Consider the following 15,868-nt stretch of genomic DNA (forward strand, 5'->3'; position numbering starts at 1 on the left):
TCCACAGCGTTATAGGCCTGCAATGCCTGCACGTAACGTGGGTAAACCCTGGCAGCAAATTCCTCTTGAGCCCCATCAGCAATCTGGGCGGCTTGTTCGGGCAGAATCAGCTGGTTTTTCCAGTTTGAAATCAGATTTTGTACTTCCTGGGCATGATCGCTGTCAGCCGCAAAATCGCGTCCCATCAGATCGCGGAAAACTGCCAGTGAATCCTGCGCATCAAAAATGGAAAAACCCGGACGATAGCCTAATGATTTGCCATCACGACGCAGGATATTCAATCCAAGCGTATGGAATGTGGAGACCATCAAACCACGTGCTGAGGCTTGTCGGGTAGACATCAGCTCCGCAACCCGCTCCTTCATCTCACGAGCGGCTTTGTTGGTAAAGGTAACGGCGGCGATATTGCTGGCTTTGATGCCGCACTGCTCGATCAGATAGGCAATCTTGCGGGTAATAACCCGCGTCTTGCCACTGCCGGCACCAGCTAACACTAACAACGGTCCATCGATGTAACGCACAGCTTCCCGCTGTTCCGGATTGAGATCTTTCACTAAATATTAATTCGCTGTGTCGAGGCGTCGATAGCCGATGGCTTCTGTTAAATGGACTGTTTGAATGTCGGGTGAACCGGCCAAATCAGCAATGGTGCGGGCCACTTTTAAAATACGATGATAGGCACGGGCCGACAGACCAAAACGGCTGATGGCTTTTTCTACTAATTGAAAATCCTGATCTGACAAGGTGCAAAAAACCTCTAGTTCTTTATGTTGCAGGGACGCATTGGCTTTATTGGCACGCTCCAGTTGAATCTGTCGTGCCTGAATCACTCGCTGACGAACCACTTCACTGGATTCCGGCGGGACATCATCAGGCTGAGGTCGCAACAGTTTTTTATCCACTGCCGGCACCTCCATCAACATATCAATGCGATCCAATAACGGGCCGGAGATCTTACCACGGTAGCGCCTGACTTGCTCTTCTGTGCAATGACATCTTGCCTGCCCCAGATAACCACAAGGACAGGGGTTCATTGCGGCAACCAATTGAAATTTAGAGGGAAATTCCGCTTGATTAGCGGCGCGGGAAATAGTTATTTTCCCAGATTCAATTGGCTCACGTAAAACTTCTAATACTTTACGATCAAACTCCGGTAACTCGTCAAGGAACAGCACACCTTGATGAGCCAGCGAAATCTCGCCCGGTTTAGGCTGGCTGCCTCCACCGACTAAGGCCACAGCAGAAGCGGTGTGATGTGGCGCCCGAAAAGGACGCTGCATCCAGTTTTCTACCTCAAATCCGGCAGACGATATTGAATGAATAGTCGCCGTTTCAATCGCTTCCTGCTCAGTCATCGGCGGCAGGATTCCTGGAAGCCGACTAGCCAGCATAGTTTTTCCGGTTCCGGGCGGACCAGCAAAAAGTAGACTATGTGATCCAGCAGCTGCGATTTCCAATGCCCGTCTGGCAGATGCCTGGCCACGCACATCTGCTAAATCGGCATAATTATTTTGACTATGTTTCTGTTGATTTATATTGGTCGATAAACGCAATTGGTCATGCAAATGTGCACAGACTTCCAACAAGCTCTTAGCAGCAAAACTCTCACCCTGTTCAGTCAGCGCCGCCTCTTCAGCATTCTCAAACGGCACCATTAATTGTCGGTTAGCCTCAGATGTGGCTAATGCAGTTGGTAATACACCGCGAACACCACGCAGTTCACCGGTAAGACCGAGTTCACCGATAAACTCCATACCACTTAACGATTGCACCGGAATTTGATTTGAAGCCGCCAGAATGCCCAACGCAATCGGTAAATCAAACCGTCCACCCTCTTTGGGCAAATCTGCAGGAGCCAGATTAATAGTGATACGTTGCTGAGGAAAATTGAACTGAGAATTAATCAATGCCGATCGAACGCGATCCTTGCTTTCCTTAACCGCTGTTTCCGCCATACCCACAATCGACAAACTGGGCAGACCATTGGAAAGATGTACTTCAACCGTCACTGCCTGAGCATAAATACCGGTCAAAGCACGACTGTAAACCGTGGCAATACTCATATTCCTTCCCTGGAAAATTAGTGTAAATCGATTCTAGACGATTAGCGCTATGTAATGAAGACCAATCCCGGCTTAATCAAACCTGGTTATCAGTTTCCTATATCAACAATAAAAAAGAGGCCAGACATTGTTAAATGTCTGACCTCTTGATTAGCTGATGGATTTACCAGTTATAGTTAACTGTAGCCAGGACTTCACGGCCTGGATTGTAATAATTGGCCGTACCGGATCCCACTACGTGTTGCTCATCAAACAGGTTACGTACATAAACCGTTAAATCGGTATTTTGGTAAAACTCGTAACTGAATGAAGAATCAACCAATGTAGCTGAATCGCTCTTTGCTGAATTCACTGCATCGAAGTAGTACGAGCCGGTATAACGAACGCCAAGGCCCAAACTCATATCCCGAGCAGGAAATGTGTAATGCCCCCAAACCGATGCCATTTGTTTTGGTGCAGATGTAAACTCATTGCCTTTAATAGAAGAGCCATCACGTAAGGTGCCGCTTACTACTTCTGTCTCCATGTAAGAATAAGCACCGGTTAAGCTGAAACTATCGCTTAATTCTACTTTGGCCTCTAAATCCAGCCCTTTTACTCTTGATTCACCAATAGTCTCCCGTTCAATCGATCCATTTTCTTGAACAACAGCGATAGTGACATCGTCTTTAGTAAGATCATAGATAGCCATTGAGTAAAGCGCGTTAGAACCAGCAGGAGCAAATTTCAGACCCACTTCATATTGCTTACCACGCTCTGGTTTTACACCAATTGATGGAGGAGCAACCGATTCAACCATACTGATATAAGTGGAAACCTCGTCTGTAACTTTATAGGTTAGAACGCCACGCAATGATGTTTCAGTTAAATTATCCGACTTTTCGAATCCGGTAATATCCGTACTTGAAAGATCCATGTGATCAGTACGAACTCCAGCCGTAACAATAAAACGCTCAGCAAATGACAGGTTTTGTTGTAGGAAAATAGACTCCGTTGTGTAATCCTGATCATTTGCACTATATGGTGCTGGAAGACTCGATATACCGCTATAAACTGGATTGGCAATATTAATAGGTGCGACTACATTCGGGTCATAAATACTACTATCTTCGGTAGATGCATCACGATACTCAACACCAATAAGCGTACTTGTATCAAAGTGCTCAAAGCGAGCATCATATTGCACAATTGCGTTACCTATTAGCTCCTGAGCTTGGCTGTCTGTCCCAAAATAAGCTCTGTTTGCACCTGCGGCGCTTGAAGTGCCTGTCAAATAAGCATAACCAAAATCATCAGTTAAATCGCTATAGCGTAAATTAGCGCGAACAATAAAACCGTTATCAAAGTCATGGCTGAACATGCCGGTTATGCTGGTGCGTTCTACTTCCTGAGAATTGAAATCGGGTTCTCCATAAAACTCATCGCGGTCATACTCCCTGTCTTTAGGATAACCACCACTGTTAGGCGTACTATCGCGATTCAGGTAATCCAATAATAATGTCGCAGAGGTGAAATCAGTTGGCTCCCAGGTAATGCCGCCCATAAAGAACTCATTATCGTCTTTGGAATAATCGTATTCGCGTTCACTGTCCTGAAATTTACCGGTAAAGCGGTAAGCGAGCGTTTTGTCTTCGTTTAAGGTGTCACCGACATCAAGACCGACCTCTTTGTGGTCAAATGAACCATAACGGGCATAACCGCTGCCAAACTGCTCAAATTTTGGCGTTTTGCTGACAAAATTGACCGATCCACCCGGATCAGCAGCCCCAAACAAAGTTGAGTTAGCACCACGCAACACTTCAACACGCTCAAAGGCATAGGCATCTTCACGCACACCTCGCATTGATCCTAAGGTCAGACCATCGCGATATGTTGTCGCTGAAAAGCCGCGGATCTGGAAATAATCATTACGATCATCCGTACCGTAATAATCCGTGATAATGCCAGGCGTGTATTGCAACACTTCTTCTGTAGTGCTCGCATGGCGTTGCTCAATTTCTTTTTCGGTAATCACTGAGACAGAAGCAGGTGTATCCAGAATACTGGTCGCTACTTTTCCACCCACCGAAATTTCCTGAGCGACGATTGAATTTGCATCATCGTCAGCCATGGCTTGAGTATTAACGATGATTGGGGCAAACCGATAGACTTCTTTATCGCTTTCTTCCTGTGCATTCACGTTAAGAGACACAGCAACTAATGGAGTACATAGGAGAAGAGCAGCAGTATGACGTTGGGACTTAGTGTTTAAAGCTTTTAACGGGATTTTTTTATTATCAATGCGAGACATTTATCTTCAACTTACTAACGAGGAGAGGAATCGCCGCATGTATAGCAACGATGAATTGATAAATTATCAGCTAGTCAAAAATTACTGTCAATAATAATCTAAATAATATTCATTATTATCTACAAATAAATAAAGTTTGTGACCTCAAGGGTCTGTTGATCATTCAAATGTGACTATGAAGATCAACAAATCCCTGGTTATATTTAAAGAAAACGTTTACGCGATTGTTTTATGAAACGTTAAACTGCCTGACCATCGCCGTGAGTTTTTCACTTAACTTGGCAATTTCCTGGCTGGCTTTGGAGACTTGTTCTGAGCCTTCTGCGGTGCTTTCAGACACGTGTTGAATGGTATGAATATTTCGGTTGATATCGTTTACCACATGGCTTTGTTCTTCTGCTGCTGTGGTAATCGATAGATTCATCTCGGTGATGGCACGGACTGACTGTGTGATTGCCAGCAACGAACTTGTGGCTTCAGTGCCCTTGGCGACTAGTTGTGTAATACTCGACTGATTTTGCTCCATGGATTGAACCGCATTATCTGAACCGGCCTGTAATGTTGAAATAAGCGATTCGATTTCCTGTGTAGATTGTTGAGTGCGTTGAGCGAGTGTACGAACTTCATCTGCCACGACTGCAAAACCTCGTCCCTGATCCCCTGCCCTGGCGGCTTCAATAGCAGCATTCAGTGCCAACAGGTTTGTTTGTTCGGCGATGTTTTTGATGACATCCAGAATAAGACCGATGTTTTCGCTATCCGTCTTCACTTTGGTAATCACGCCGGAGGAATCATTGATTTCAGAGGCTAATGCATTAATTGATGTCATGATTTGCTCAACGACATTTCTGCCTGCTTCAGAGTCAGCTTCACCTTTGCGGGCGGCATTTGATGCTTTCTCAGCATTGGCCGCCACTTCTTCTACCGTTGCCGTCATTTGATTGATAGCAGTAGCAACCTGCGCCGTTTCATTTTTCTGTTTGGCAATATTGGTATTGGTTGTTTCGCTGACTGCCGAGGTTTCTTCCGCGGCGGTCGATAACTGCTCTGATGCAGATGTAATCCCCACCACCAGCTCCTGAAGCTTTTCAACGAACGAATTAAACACACTGCCCATCGCCCCGACTTCATCTTTGCTGGTGAAGGTCATTCTTCTGGTGAGATCGTTATCCTGTGCCATCGCGCTGAGGGTACTCATAACCTCTTTGATGGGCCGGACAATATTATTAATAATAATTTTTGAAATGAAGACACCAAGTAATAATGATGCTGCAGCGATGGCTATCAGGCTAAGGATGCTGGTTTTTTGTTTCTGCTCAACGTTACTGACCGCACGTTGTGAAATGTTATCAATACTCGCCTTCATCGCAGCCAGAGTGACGAATAATTCAGCTTCAATCGTTTTTAGTTCTCGTTGTTCCTCTTCAGACAAATAACCACCGCCGGACATGCTGCCCCCCCGTTTGATGACATTGATCGCTGCATCTACATAAGCCTGATAGTTCTGTTGCTGTTGAACGATTGTTTCAATATTTTCCGACATGCTTGTCACATCCACCAGCATTTCAGCTTGCAGGTTTGTGCTTTTGGCTTGTTCAAGAATACCGACGGTTTCAGCCAAGGTAAGCTGACTCTCTGTGGTTATATTTTCTATTTCTGCGAAATGGGTCTTGATGATACTTCTGGGCGCACCAGAGCGGGCATCCAGCAAAAGTGACTGCAAGGTAGCGGCTTTTTTGTACTGAAGTTCGCTGGTCTTGGCGACGCGTCTTTCAAGTGGAATAACCATCTCATTCATCACCGAAAATTCTTCTGAGATTTCTTGCATTTTTAAAATTGCAAAAGCCGCTATCAATAGTTGGGTCAACCCAAGAACAATGACCACGGTGAAAATTTTCTTGCCAATCGGCAGGTTATTTATGAACTTCATTGTTTATCCTGATAAGGGGCTCGGTGATGGCTTAAAGCGTTATGCCATATAACAAAAGATTATAACGGCACAGCTTCAGCAAACCTAGGAAATTTTCCCAAGTGAAAATTATCAAAAGAGACAACAGCCAAACGTCATTTGAAGAAAATGAATATTCTTTTTCACAGTATTTTCACGTTTTATTTTTTAGGGTCTGTGGGAGTCGTTTTTCCAGACCGCGAATAAATTGTTTTAAAAATAACGTTTCAGTCAATTTATAAAGCTTCGGTTTCGCATCCTTGGCAAAGCATTTTTGAACCAAAGGTAATCCATCAAATAATCGGAAGAGATTCACGGAAGACCTTAATCAAATACGGAGAAATCATGCTTCAACGTCGATTGAGCACCGCTATATCCACCGTTCTTCTTTTCACTTCCACCAGCCTCGCAGCGGATCAGATATTGCTCGATGATGGCAGTATTCTTAAAGGTTCTATTAAACAGATTTCTGAAGGCAAAGTGGTTATGGATACTGCTTTTGCCGATGAAGTTACCGTTGATTTCAATCGAGTGACACAAATCAGTACAGATCAGAAGCATCTTATTGAACTTGATAGTAGTGATCGGGTTCTGGGCCAGCTGACTGTTAATGATAAGGGGCAACACCAGTTAACTGGTACAGCATTTGGTACAGTGGATATCGATCCAAAACGGATTAATACGCTGTGGGAAAAAGATGCTGTGCAACCCCAGAATGCTCAACTGGAACAGCAATATCAGCAGGAAATTGAGCAAATCAAAACAGCTCAGGCACAGGAAAAAGCCGCATTGGAAGAAACGTATACAGCCGAAGTGCAACAGCTCCGAGCGGAACGCGAAGCACTACTGGATCCATGGAGCGGTAATCTGGCATTTGGTATTCAGGGAGCCAGTGGTAATACTGATCGAATGTCCGTCACCGGTCGGGGTGAGCTTTTCCGAGAAACTGTGAATGAACGTTTAGGCATGTACCTGGAAGTCAATTATGCCAAGGAAGATGACGAACAAACCGAGAACGAGAAACTGGCGGGTATCAAATTAGAACGTGATATCAGTGAAAACTATTTTGCCCGTGGCAGCGCCGATTTTGAGATTGATGATTTTGAAGAACTGGATTTACGGGCAATAGCCACCGCCAGTCTGGGTCGATTTTTTATTCAGGAACCGGATTTAGTCTTTAAAGGCTTTGCCGGTGTCGGTTATCGATTTGAAAGTTACTCTGATGGCACCACTGAAAAAGATCCAACGGGCGTTTTAGGTTATGAAACCAATTACAACCTCAATAGCCGAATGAATCTGTTTCACGATTTAACTTACTACCCTTCGTTTAGCAGCCCCGGACAAAATTATCTGCTGGTCACTAATTTTGGCGCTGAATTGCCAATTACCAACGATGAAGCCTGGAAGCTACGCGCCAGCCTGAGAAGTCAGTACAACAGTCAACCAGCCGGCGATGCTGAAACGACTGATACCAATTATCGGCTGAATCTGGTTTACGATTGGGAGTAAACAGACCCTAGGGATTATCCTGTAGCAGATAATCGACAAACTCCGGCCGTTTCTGTTGAGCGGCCGGGTGTTGTCGCCAGACAAGTTGGATGGACTTTCTTAAAGCATTATCTTCAATCGGAATGGCGCATAAACTTCCATGCCTTACCTCATCGGCAACGGCAGAGGCAAATACCAGTGAGATACCCAGCCCCGCCCGAACTGCCTGTTTCACAGCCTCTGTGCTTCCTAGTTGCATTGTGACTTTGGGCATCTGCTGAAAATCCTGTAAATACGTTTTCAGCAATCGACCTGTTCCACTCCCCGATTCACCGCCTATCAAATCCAGTCCGGCTAAAATTGATTTACTTATTGATGGCAGCTTTGCCAGCGGATGATCCGTGGGTGTAATCAACACCAAAGGTTCTATTTTCCAGGTTTGCGATTCAAACCCGGCTTTAGATGACCACCATTCCATCAGGGCAATATCGATTTCAGCGTTTTCCAGTTTGTCAGCAACTGTAGGATTGTTATCAATCAGTAAGTCCAGCTTGTCTTCCTCCTGTGATTGATGGCGAAGGAAATCATGTAAATAAGGCTGCAATAGATAAATACCGATATTGGAACTGGCGCCCACTTTAAGCTTGGGTGACTTAATTGCCAGTAACGCTCTGTCCTGTAGACGTAACATGCTCTCAGCATAAGGCAACAACCTTAACGCATGTTCTGTCGGCTGGCAGCCACTACGTCCTCGCTGAATCAGTGACACCTTCAGCATTTCTTCCAGCTTTTGAATATGCTGTGTGATGGTAGGTTGAGCCAAACCCAATTGACTGGCCGCCGCCTGAAAACTGTGCTGCTCGATCACGGTTATCAGGCTTTTCAGCCAGATCAGGTTGAGCATGACATTTCCTTTTTGTCAGATAACTGATTTGCTGGATCAAGTGGCTGTTCACCTCGTAATACGCTGAGAATGTTTTCAGCGGCACGTTGTTCAATGGCCAGTCGTACCTTGCTTACAGCTGAACCGATATGTGAGGTGAATAGTGTTTTGGGATGCGTCAACAGCTCCTGATCGATTTCACCTGGTCGATCCGCTCTTGCCCAATCCTCCATTTCAAATACGTCACTGGCATACCCAGCCAGATGGCCCTTACTCAGCATGCGTAAAACGGCAGCTTCATCGACAACTGAACCGCGACAAGGATTAACCAAAAACGCACCGGACTGCATCTGCTTTAAACGCGGTTCATTCACTAAATGCTGCGTTTGCGCGTTTAAAGGCAAGGCCATAATCACAATATCTGCCTGTGCAAGCGCTTCATCCAGTGACACAAACTCCAGGTTTAATGCCGCCTGTTTTTTAGCAGACAAAGGCTGCTGATCGGTATAAATTAATTTTGCATCCCAGCCAGATAGCCTTTGAGCAATCGCCTGAGCAATCGCTCCCATGCCGATAATGGCAATGGTAGAGCCTTCAACGCCAAGCCCATAAAATTGTGGTCGCCAGCCTTTAAAATAACCGCTTCGCACATGTTCATCGGACGCCCGAATATGGCGGATCAGCCCGACCATCAGACCAATGGTCAATTCAGCCGTGGGAACGGTCAGTAAATCCGGCACAAAGGTCAGCCAGACATTGTTCGCCGTGCAGGCTTCCACATCAAAATTGTCGTAACCTTTTAATGCAGCACCGATTACTTTCAATTTCGGGCAGGCCTTTAGGAAATCAGCATCAACCCGATCCGGCATAAACACCATTAACGCATCCGCATCCGCTGCCAGCTGAATGGTGTCATGCCGTGAAAGACTGCAAGTTGTCTGATTGGTTATCACATCACAATGCGGTGCGAGCATTTCCAGCACTTCATCATGTACTTTATGGGTAATCACCAGTTTTGGTTTCATTGTCATCCTTTACTTGAATTTTTTGCGTAACACGCCGCTTAATGCGTCAACCAGCGTAACCATCAACAGAATCACCAGCAGAATCGCAAATACTTCCTGATACTGCATAATGCGTAGCGACCCCATCAGCTCAAAACCGATGCCGCCGGCTCCGACCATGCCCATGACCGTGGAAGCACGGAAGTTATATTCCCAGCGATAAATGGCCACATCGGCAAACTGAGGCATTACTTGTGGCAGAATGGCGTGATATAACACCTGCATTGGCGAAGCGCCGGCTGCTCGGGCTGCTTCAACGGGCGCTTCATCCACATGTTCTATCGCTTCAGCAAAGAACTTGCCCACCATACCGATGGAATGCAGTGCCAAAGCCAGGACACCGGGTAATGCCCCAAATCCCACAGCGGCAACAAAAATAATCCCCATGATTAGTTCTGGGACCGACCGCAACGCATTTAATACCACCCGGGCCAGTTGAAACACCACACCATGTGGTGAGGTATTTCGTGCAGCCAGAAACGCCATCGGGACTGAAAACATCACCGCGATTGCTGTGCCGGCAATACTCATCGCCAGGGTATCCAATAAGGGTGAAAACCAGTCACGAAGATGGGTAAAGTCGGGTGGAAATGATTCACTGGCCAATGTGCCAATAGCGGGCAAACCATTCGCCAGTAATTCAAAATTAAGGACATCAACATACCAGGCTGCCAGCAGAATGATGGCCAATAAGGCCATCACTTGCAGAGTTTGTTTTTTCCAGCGCTGGCTGTAACGTTTCAGTGCCTCTGATTGTTCAAGGACATGGGTAGTCATAAATCAACCTTACATCTTGGAAAAATCAAGATTCAGTAATTTGCCCATATCACGAATCACGTCATAGTCTGCATCGGTAATCGGTGCAAAACCCTCGGCTTTAAAGTTCTTCAACACTTCTTCATCATCCAGACTGATAAAGGCGTCTTTGATTTGTACTTTCAGTTCATCATTCAGGTTTGAACGCATGGCCCAAGGGTATTGAGGAAACGGCTTACTGTAACCCAGCACTTTTACCTTCGCCGGATCAATCAGTTCGCGTTCTACGACATACTTGAAAATCACTTCAGACAAGCCACCGGCATCGGCATTTCCATTGGCCACATTCACTGCAACGGCATCATGGCTTCCCACAAAATGCTGTTCATAATCAGTTTCTGCTTCGATCCCACCTTCTTCCAACAGCACCGTTTTAGGGATGAGATGGCTGGAGGTAGAAGCCCGGTCACCGTAGGCCATTTTTTTACCTTTGATATCCGCATATGAATCCACACCGGAATCGACGTTGGCAATCAGAATAGAACGATAAGTCGGCACCCCATCTATCACCATGGCAGCAAACGGTTCAATCTCACTTTTCGATTTCGCCATCACATAAGAAAGTGGTCCAAAATAGGCTAAATCAATACGGCCAAATCGCATCGCCTCAATCATCGAGGAATAATCGGTGGTGACAATCAACTCTACTTTTTTATTCAGCGTGGATTCGAGATAGTCTTTTAACGGTTGATTCCGCTTGATGAGCTCTGACGCATTTTCATCGGGAAGTAAGGCAACTTTTAACGTATCCGGATCTGGGTCAGCATCAGCCGCCATGCTTGGGGCAACGGCAGTGACCAATAAGGATGTCGCTAACAGTAATTGTTTAAACAGTTTCATCAGGCAATCTCCAGTTGTGTTGCAGTTTTAGTAGGTAAACGTTCAGGGGAGGATTTGGGTTGGCTATCTTGGGTGGACTTATTTTTTTCAGCAGGTTGCTGGTAAATCAACGCCAGTTGTTTGTCATCAAGCTGTTCAGGGGCAGCATCAAACACCACTTGTGCATTGGCCAGACCAATAATGCGATCGGCAAAACGTTTGGCGTATTCAAGCTGATGCAAAGACACAATGCTGGTGATACCGTCTTCAGCACAGATTTTTTTCAGCTGAGACAGGACTTTTTCGGAAGTAGCAGGATCCAGACTGGCAACGGGTTCATCCGCCAGAATGATGGTGGGCTGCTGAGCCAAGGCTCTAGCAATACCGACTCGTTGCTGCTGCCCCCCAGATAACTGATCAACACGCGTCATGGCTTTATCCGCCAACCCGACCCTATCCAGACAATGTAATGCCAGCTCCAAATCGCTTTTAGGCATCGGCATAAGGCTACGCCAGAATGAGTGATAACCCAGCCGACCCATCAGCACATTTTGTAAAGCGGTGTGACGCAGGATCAATTGATGGTGCTGAAAAACCATAGCGGTTTTACGGCGATGTCGGCGCAGGGTACGTTGATTGTTCAATACCCCGAATTCGGCTGAAATCACTTTACCTGAAGTCGGTTTGACTAGATGATTCAGTGCCCTTAATAACGACGATTTTCCGGCTCCTGATAATCCAAGCAGTACATTGAATTTGCCAGCTTGAAAGTCGATTGAAGTTGTTCGTAATGCTTCAATACCACCTGGATAGGTAATACCAAGATTATCAATTGAGAGAATCGATTGAGATGTCTTGGTTGCAGTCATATCATCACCTTTCGCAATATTTAGCACCGCAGTATTGCGGTTCACAATCGAATGCTAAGGTTTGTATATGACCGATAAATGAAGGTTAAATGACGATTTAATGACAGAAGGTGTGGTAAAAGACATAAAAAAACCGCCGTACTGCAACATACGGCGGTTTAGCAAAATCATTTTCAATACAATTTAATCAAGATAACTGCAGCAATAATCGACTAATTCGGTGATTTCGATATCAAATGATGAATTAGCCGGTACATTGAATGACTGACCGTAGGTAATCGGTGTCCACTCGGTGTCGCCATCGAGACGGTAGCGCAGCTGGCCGGCGAGAATTTCCATTAACTCGGCTTTCTCGGTGCCAAATTTATATTCACCCGGCATCATAATGCCAAGCGTTTTATAGCTGCCATCCTCAAAGGTGACTTTGCGGCTGGTGACTTTGCCATCGAAATAGATATTGGCTTCACGGGTTACCGTGACATTTTCAAATGTAGACATAGGATTCTCTAATGATAAAAATGTGGAGAAATATACGCCGGAGTTATCAAGGTGTCATCCAGTCTTTCATCTCTTTAAAGCCTTTTGGCACTTCATAGACGTAAAGCGTATCGGTTTTGGTTTCTGACCAGGTAGCACCATTACGATCTACGTAATGAATGGTGTCACCCTCTTTTTTGATTGCATAATGTACATAGGGACTGCTTGATTTAGGGTCGGTAAACACAAAACCATGCTGCATTTTTAACGGTACGTCCCTATCAACTCCTTTCTGAAAGGTGCCCAATGCCTGGGTAACCCGCCACCAATAGTAATCGTAGCGTGTGGCATTATCTTTATATTCCATGGCTCGGATATGCTTTGCGCCCTGCATATCAGCTTCTTCATGCCAATAGCTATCCAATTCCTGTGCACTTATCTGCGGTGGACGCACAAAGTTATAAAGTCCATTTTTGAAACTGAAGCTTTGTTTCTGCCAGTCCACTTCGGTGGTAATGGTTTTATTGGTTTTTTTGCTGCCCTCTGCAGGTATCATCGTCAACTGATCATCAGCTGATAATTCAACCTGATAGGTATTCTGTGGATCAGCTTCACCGGCTGGTGATAAAAATGCGATGCCATTATCAAAGGTTAAAACCCCACGTCCTGAGGTATCCACCCAATGTCCTTCAAGGCTTTGCTTATGGTTTTGACTGATCGTAGCAGCAGATTGTGTAGACGTATCTGCCTGAACACCTGCCATCATTGGCATGATCAACACCAGCAGCGCTGATGGGATCAAAATCACTGATTTTTTCATTTCTCTACTAACGTCCTTTTTAGTGATGGTAAAACGTTTATTTTGTATTGAGCTGTTCCAGTTCTTCTACACGTTTTTCCAGAGCTTCCAGCTTTTCACGGGTACGTAGCAACACCTGCGACTGCACTTCAAACTCTTCTCTGGTCACTAAATCCAGCTTGTTAAACGTAGAGCTCATTGCAGCACGAATATTCTTTTCAGCGTCTTCACGCATCTGCAGTAAGCCTGGTGGCAAGGCACGGGTAATAGTGTCGGCGATTTCATCGAATTTTTTCGGATCTATCATGAGGCTTCCTTTAAGTTTGGTTACTCAAGCTTATTCTACTGTAAAGCAGAATAGACTGACATTTTGGTGACAGTTTTGACTAATAAAAATCTGCTCTTGAAAGCGTAAAGCGCAAAAATAATCTGAGTTTATAACGGTAATCCTAAAAAAAAATAACACTATTTATTACAGAACTATTACAAATGACTTGAATATTCACTTGGTTATGCAATATCCTCAGATACTGGTTTATATTAGTGGCGCTAGGACGGTATCTAAATTGCTTCTTACAGACGACTCAGCTTCCCAAAAAAGCAGTCTTAACTTTGACTCACTGTGGCACCTTTATACCAACTGGTTTGAAGAACCCAACGTACGTCGAGGTGGCTGGAGTGGCGTTATAAAACAACCTATTCAGGTTGATTCGGGAGCCGTCGAGGTTTTTATCAAACGCCAGGAAAATCACTCCAGTAAAACGCTATTACATCCTTTTAAAGGTCAAGCTACCTTCTACAAGGAATACCGCAATATCAGGCGTTTAACCAAAAAAAATATCCCCACCCTGAATGCGCTGTTCTTTGGGCAGCGTGGCATGAAAGCCATCCTGGTGACCAAGGCACTTACTGATTATCAACCGCTGGATATCGCTTCACTGAAACTGGATCGTCCGCAAAAACGTGCATTACTCACTGAAGTTGCCAAAAACCTGAGATTAATGCATCAGCATCACTACCAGCACAACTGTCTGTATCCAAAACATATCTTTGTTAAATATGTGAATGGTGCATGGCGAGTCCGGTTTATTGATCTGGAAAAGCTCAAATGGCAACTTTTTAAAAAAAATGCCATTCATCGCGATTTGATTACGCTTTATCGCCACTCTGGTGGTAACTGGTCCGAAAAAGATCGTCTGTTTTTTTTCCGCGCTTATCAGCAGGAAGCAAAACTTTCAAACCGTTCCAAAAAATTATGGCGAAAGTTACAAATGAAAAATGCCACAAAAAGTAAAATGATTTTTACTGAATTGTCAGCGACATAACTAAAAAATCATTTTCCTCTCAACAGAGAACCTAATATTCCACGCACTAAGCGTCGACCAATCTGGCTTCCAATCGAGCGCATCGCGCTTTTGGCAAAGGCTTCAAATATTGATTGACGATTACTCGCACGCGATGGTTTCACCGTTACCTTCATTGCTTCATTCTTTTCTGCCAAAGCTGCCTGCTGCATTTTTTCAGCGCGTTCAGCTAGCACTTCATGGGCAGACTCACGATCCAAAATCTTGTCATACACTCCGGCTAGCAGAGAGCTTCGCAATAACTGCTGACGTTGCTGAGGCGTAATGGGTCCAATCTGACTTTGAGGAGGCTTGATCATGGTGCGTTGCACAATCTGCGGACGCCCCTTTTCATCCAGCATTGATACCAGCGCCTCTCCAACGCCCAAATCAGTAATCACTTCCGTGGTGGAAAACGCCGGATTATCACGAAAGGTTTCTGCCGCTGCTTTCACTGCTTTTTGATCTTTGGCAGTATAGGCACGCAGTGCATGTTGAATACGATTACCCAGCTGACCTAATACACTATCGGGAATATCAGTCGGATTCTGCGTCACAAAATAGACGCCAACACCTTTGGATCGAATTAATCGCACCACCTGTTCAATCTTGTCCAGCAGTGCTTTGGGTGCATCATCAAATATCAGATGCGCTTCATCAAAAAATAACACCAATTTGGGTTTTTCCGGATCACCGATTTCCGGCAACTGATCAAACAATTCGGCCAGCAGCCATAATAAAAAGGTGCTGTATAACTGCGGTGACTGCATCAATTTATCGGCTGTCAGCAAATTAATAACGCCTTTGCCATGCACATCGGTTTGCAGCAAATCATCGAGATTTAATACCGGTTCCGCAAACAGCTTGTCCGCCCCCTGCTCTTCCAATACCAGTAACCGGCGTTGAATTGCCCCCACACTGGCCGCAGAAATATTGCCATATAACGTCCTGAATTCGCCTGCATTTTCAGCGACGAACTGCAGCATGGCACGTAAATCCTTCAGATCCG

General features: G+C 45.2%; 15 protein-coding genes. 2 read left to right on the forward strand and 13 right to left on the reverse strand.

The genetic code is table 11. The annotated features are described in order from the left end of the window. From B3182_RS02990 to B3182_RS03005, 4 genes are all read right to left on the reverse strand, one after another. Nucleotides 1-554: UvrD-helicase domain-containing protein (locus B3182_RS02990; protein WP_292751476.1), on the reverse strand; the 554-nt coding region annotated here is incomplete at its 3' end. Nucleotides 555-560: 6 nt separating this feature from the next. Further along, nucleotides 561-2,063, reverse strand: coding sequence for a YifB family Mg chelatase-like AAA ATPase (locus B3182_RS02995; RefSeq protein ID WP_292354001.1), 1,503 nt, complete (start codon nucleotides 2,061-2,063; stop codon nucleotides 561-563). A 163-nt stretch (nucleotides 2,064-2,226) separates the two neighbouring features. Beyond that, on the reverse strand, nucleotides 2,227-4,353 hold the full coding sequence (locus B3182_RS03000; protein WP_292751478.1) for a TonB-dependent siderophore receptor: 2,127 nt from the start codon (nucleotides 4,351-4,353) through the stop codon (nucleotides 2,227-2,229). 229 nt (nucleotides 4,354-4,582) lie between these two features. Further along, the gene (locus tag B3182_RS03005; protein WP_292353998.1) at nucleotides 4,583-6,283 is read right to left on the reverse strand and encodes a methyl-accepting chemotaxis protein; all 1,701 of its coding nucleotides are present in this window, start codon (nucleotides 6,281-6,283) and stop codon (nucleotides 4,583-4,585) included. 363 nt (nucleotides 6,284-6,646) lie between these two features. Between B3182_RS03005 and B3182_RS03010 the strand changes: the two genes are divergently transcribed. After that, nucleotides 6,647-7,810: a DUF481 domain-containing protein gene (locus tag B3182_RS03010; RefSeq protein WP_292353996.1), complete on the forward strand. Its 1,164-nt coding sequence runs from the start codon at nucleotides 6,647-6,649 to the stop codon at nucleotides 7,808-7,810. A 7-nt stretch (nucleotides 7,811-7,817) separates the two neighbouring features. On the opposite strand, the gene B3182_RS03015 is transcribed toward B3182_RS03010, so the two are convergent. From B3182_RS03015 to ubiK, 8 genes are all read right to left on the reverse strand, one after another. After that, entirely contained in the window at nucleotides 7,818-8,693 is an 876-nt protein-coding gene (locus B3182_RS03015; RefSeq protein ID WP_292353994.1) for a LysR family transcriptional regulator, read from the reverse strand. Continuing rightward, entirely contained in the window at nucleotides 8,681-9,697 is a 1,017-nt protein-coding gene (locus B3182_RS03020) for a phosphonate dehydrogenase (RefSeq protein WP_292751481.1), read from the reverse strand. Before B3182_RS03020 ends, B3182_RS03015 begins: the two co-directional genes overlap by 13 nt. Before the next feature lie 9 nt (nucleotides 9,698-9,706). Further along, nucleotides 9,707-10,513: a phosphonate ABC transporter, permease protein PhnE gene (gene phnE / locus B3182_RS03025; protein ID WP_292353991.1), complete on the reverse strand. Its 807-nt coding sequence runs from the start codon at nucleotides 10,511-10,513 to the stop codon at nucleotides 9,707-9,709. A 9-nt stretch (nucleotides 10,514-10,522) separates the two neighbouring features. Continuing rightward, nucleotides 10,523-11,392, reverse strand: coding sequence for a phosphate/phosphite/phosphonate ABC transporter substrate-binding protein (gene phnD, locus B3182_RS03030; RefSeq protein WP_292353989.1), 870 nt, complete (start codon nucleotides 11,390-11,392; stop codon nucleotides 10,523-10,525). Further along, nucleotides 11,392-12,240 (reverse strand): phosphonate ABC transporter ATP-binding protein, encoded by an 849-nt coding sequence (gene phnC, locus B3182_RS03035; protein WP_292353987.1) that lies wholly within the window; start codon nucleotides 12,238-12,240, stop codon nucleotides 11,392-11,394. The genes phnD and phnC overlap by 1 nt, the downstream gene beginning before the upstream one ends. A gap of 183 nt (nucleotides 12,241-12,423) precedes the next feature. Beyond that, a complete protein-coding gene (locus tag B3182_RS03040) occupies nucleotides 12,424-12,738 on the reverse strand; it encodes a pyrimidine/purine nucleoside phosphorylase (RefSeq protein ID WP_136552894.1) in 315 nt (104 codons plus the stop codon). A gap of 46 nt (nucleotides 12,739-12,784) precedes the next feature. Then, nucleotides 12,785-13,537: a hypothetical protein gene (locus B3182_RS03045; protein WP_292353983.1), complete on the reverse strand. Its 753-nt coding sequence runs from the start codon at nucleotides 13,535-13,537 to the stop codon at nucleotides 12,785-12,787. A 37-nt stretch (nucleotides 13,538-13,574) separates the two neighbouring features. Then, the gene (gene ubiK, locus B3182_RS03050; RefSeq protein WP_292353981.1) at nucleotides 13,575-13,823 is read right to left on the reverse strand and encodes a ubiquinone biosynthesis accessory factor UbiK; all 249 of its coding nucleotides are present in this window, start codon (nucleotides 13,821-13,823) and stop codon (nucleotides 13,575-13,577) included. Between the two features lie 259 nt (nucleotides 13,824-14,082). On the opposite strand from ubiK, the gene B3182_RS03055 reads away from it, so the two are divergent. Continuing rightward, nucleotides 14,083-14,841 (forward strand): lipopolysaccharide kinase InaA family protein, encoded by a 759-nt coding sequence (locus B3182_RS03055; RefSeq protein WP_292353978.1) that lies wholly within the window; start codon nucleotides 14,083-14,085, stop codon nucleotides 14,839-14,841. Between the two features lie 8 nt (nucleotides 14,842-14,849). Here B3182_RS03055 and B3182_RS03060 read toward each other — a convergent pair. Beyond that, nucleotides 14,850-15,868: helicase HerA-like domain-containing protein (locus B3182_RS03060; protein WP_292751484.1), on the reverse strand; the 1,019-nt coding region annotated here is incomplete at its 5' end.

The sequence above is a fragment of the Methylophaga sp. UBA4204 genome (genome assembly GCF_002379485.1).
Classification (GTDB): domain Bacteria; phylum Pseudomonadota; class Gammaproteobacteria; order Nitrosococcales; family Methylophagaceae; genus Methylophaga.

What these genes read in the sequence shown, in the direction of transcription:
- B3182_RS02995 (WP_292354001.1), bottom strand. Translation starts at nt 2,063, where the DNA reads ATGAGTATTGCCACGGTTTACAGTCGTGCTTTGACCGGTATTTATGCT.
- B3182_RS03000 (WP_292751478.1), bottom strand. Translation starts at nt 4,353, where the DNA reads ATGTCTCGCATTGATAATAAAAAAATCCCGTTAAAAGCTTTAAACACT.
- B3182_RS03005 (WP_292353998.1), bottom strand. Translation starts at nt 6,283, where the DNA reads ATGAAGTTCATAAATAACCTGCCGATTGGCAAGAAAATTTTCACCGTG.
- B3182_RS03010 (WP_292353996.1), top strand. Translation starts at nt 6,647, where the DNA reads ATGCTTCAACGTCGATTGAGCACCGCTATATCCACCGTTCTTCTTTTC.
- B3182_RS03015 (WP_292353994.1), bottom strand. Translation starts at nt 8,693, where the DNA reads ATGCTCAACCTGATCTGGCTGAAAAGCCTGATAACCGTGATCGAGCAG.
- B3182_RS03020 (WP_292751481.1), bottom strand. Translation starts at nt 9,697, where the DNA reads ATGAAACCAAAACTGGTGATTACCCATAAAGTACATGATGAAGTGCTG.
- phnE (WP_292353991.1), bottom strand. Translation starts at nt 10,513, where the DNA reads ATGACTACCCATGTCCTTGAACAATCAGAGGCACTGAAACGTTACAGC.
- phnD (WP_292353989.1), bottom strand. Translation starts at nt 11,392, where the DNA reads ATGAAACTGTTTAAACAATTACTGTTAGCGACATCCTTATTGGTCACT.
- phnC (WP_292353987.1), bottom strand. Translation starts at nt 12,240, where the DNA reads ATGACTGCAACCAAGACATCTCAATCGATTCTCTCAATTGATAATCTT.
- B3182_RS03040 (WP_136552894.1), bottom strand. Translation starts at nt 12,738, where the DNA reads ATGTCTACATTTGAAAATGTCACGGTAACCCGTGAAGCCAATATCTAT.
- B3182_RS03045 (WP_292353983.1), bottom strand. Translation starts at nt 13,537, where the DNA reads ATGAAAAAATCAGTGATTTTGATCCCATCAGCGCTGCTGGTGTTGATC.
- ubiK (WP_292353981.1), bottom strand. Translation starts at nt 13,823, where the DNA reads ATGATAGATCCGAAAAAATTCGATGAAATCGCCGACACTATTACCCGT.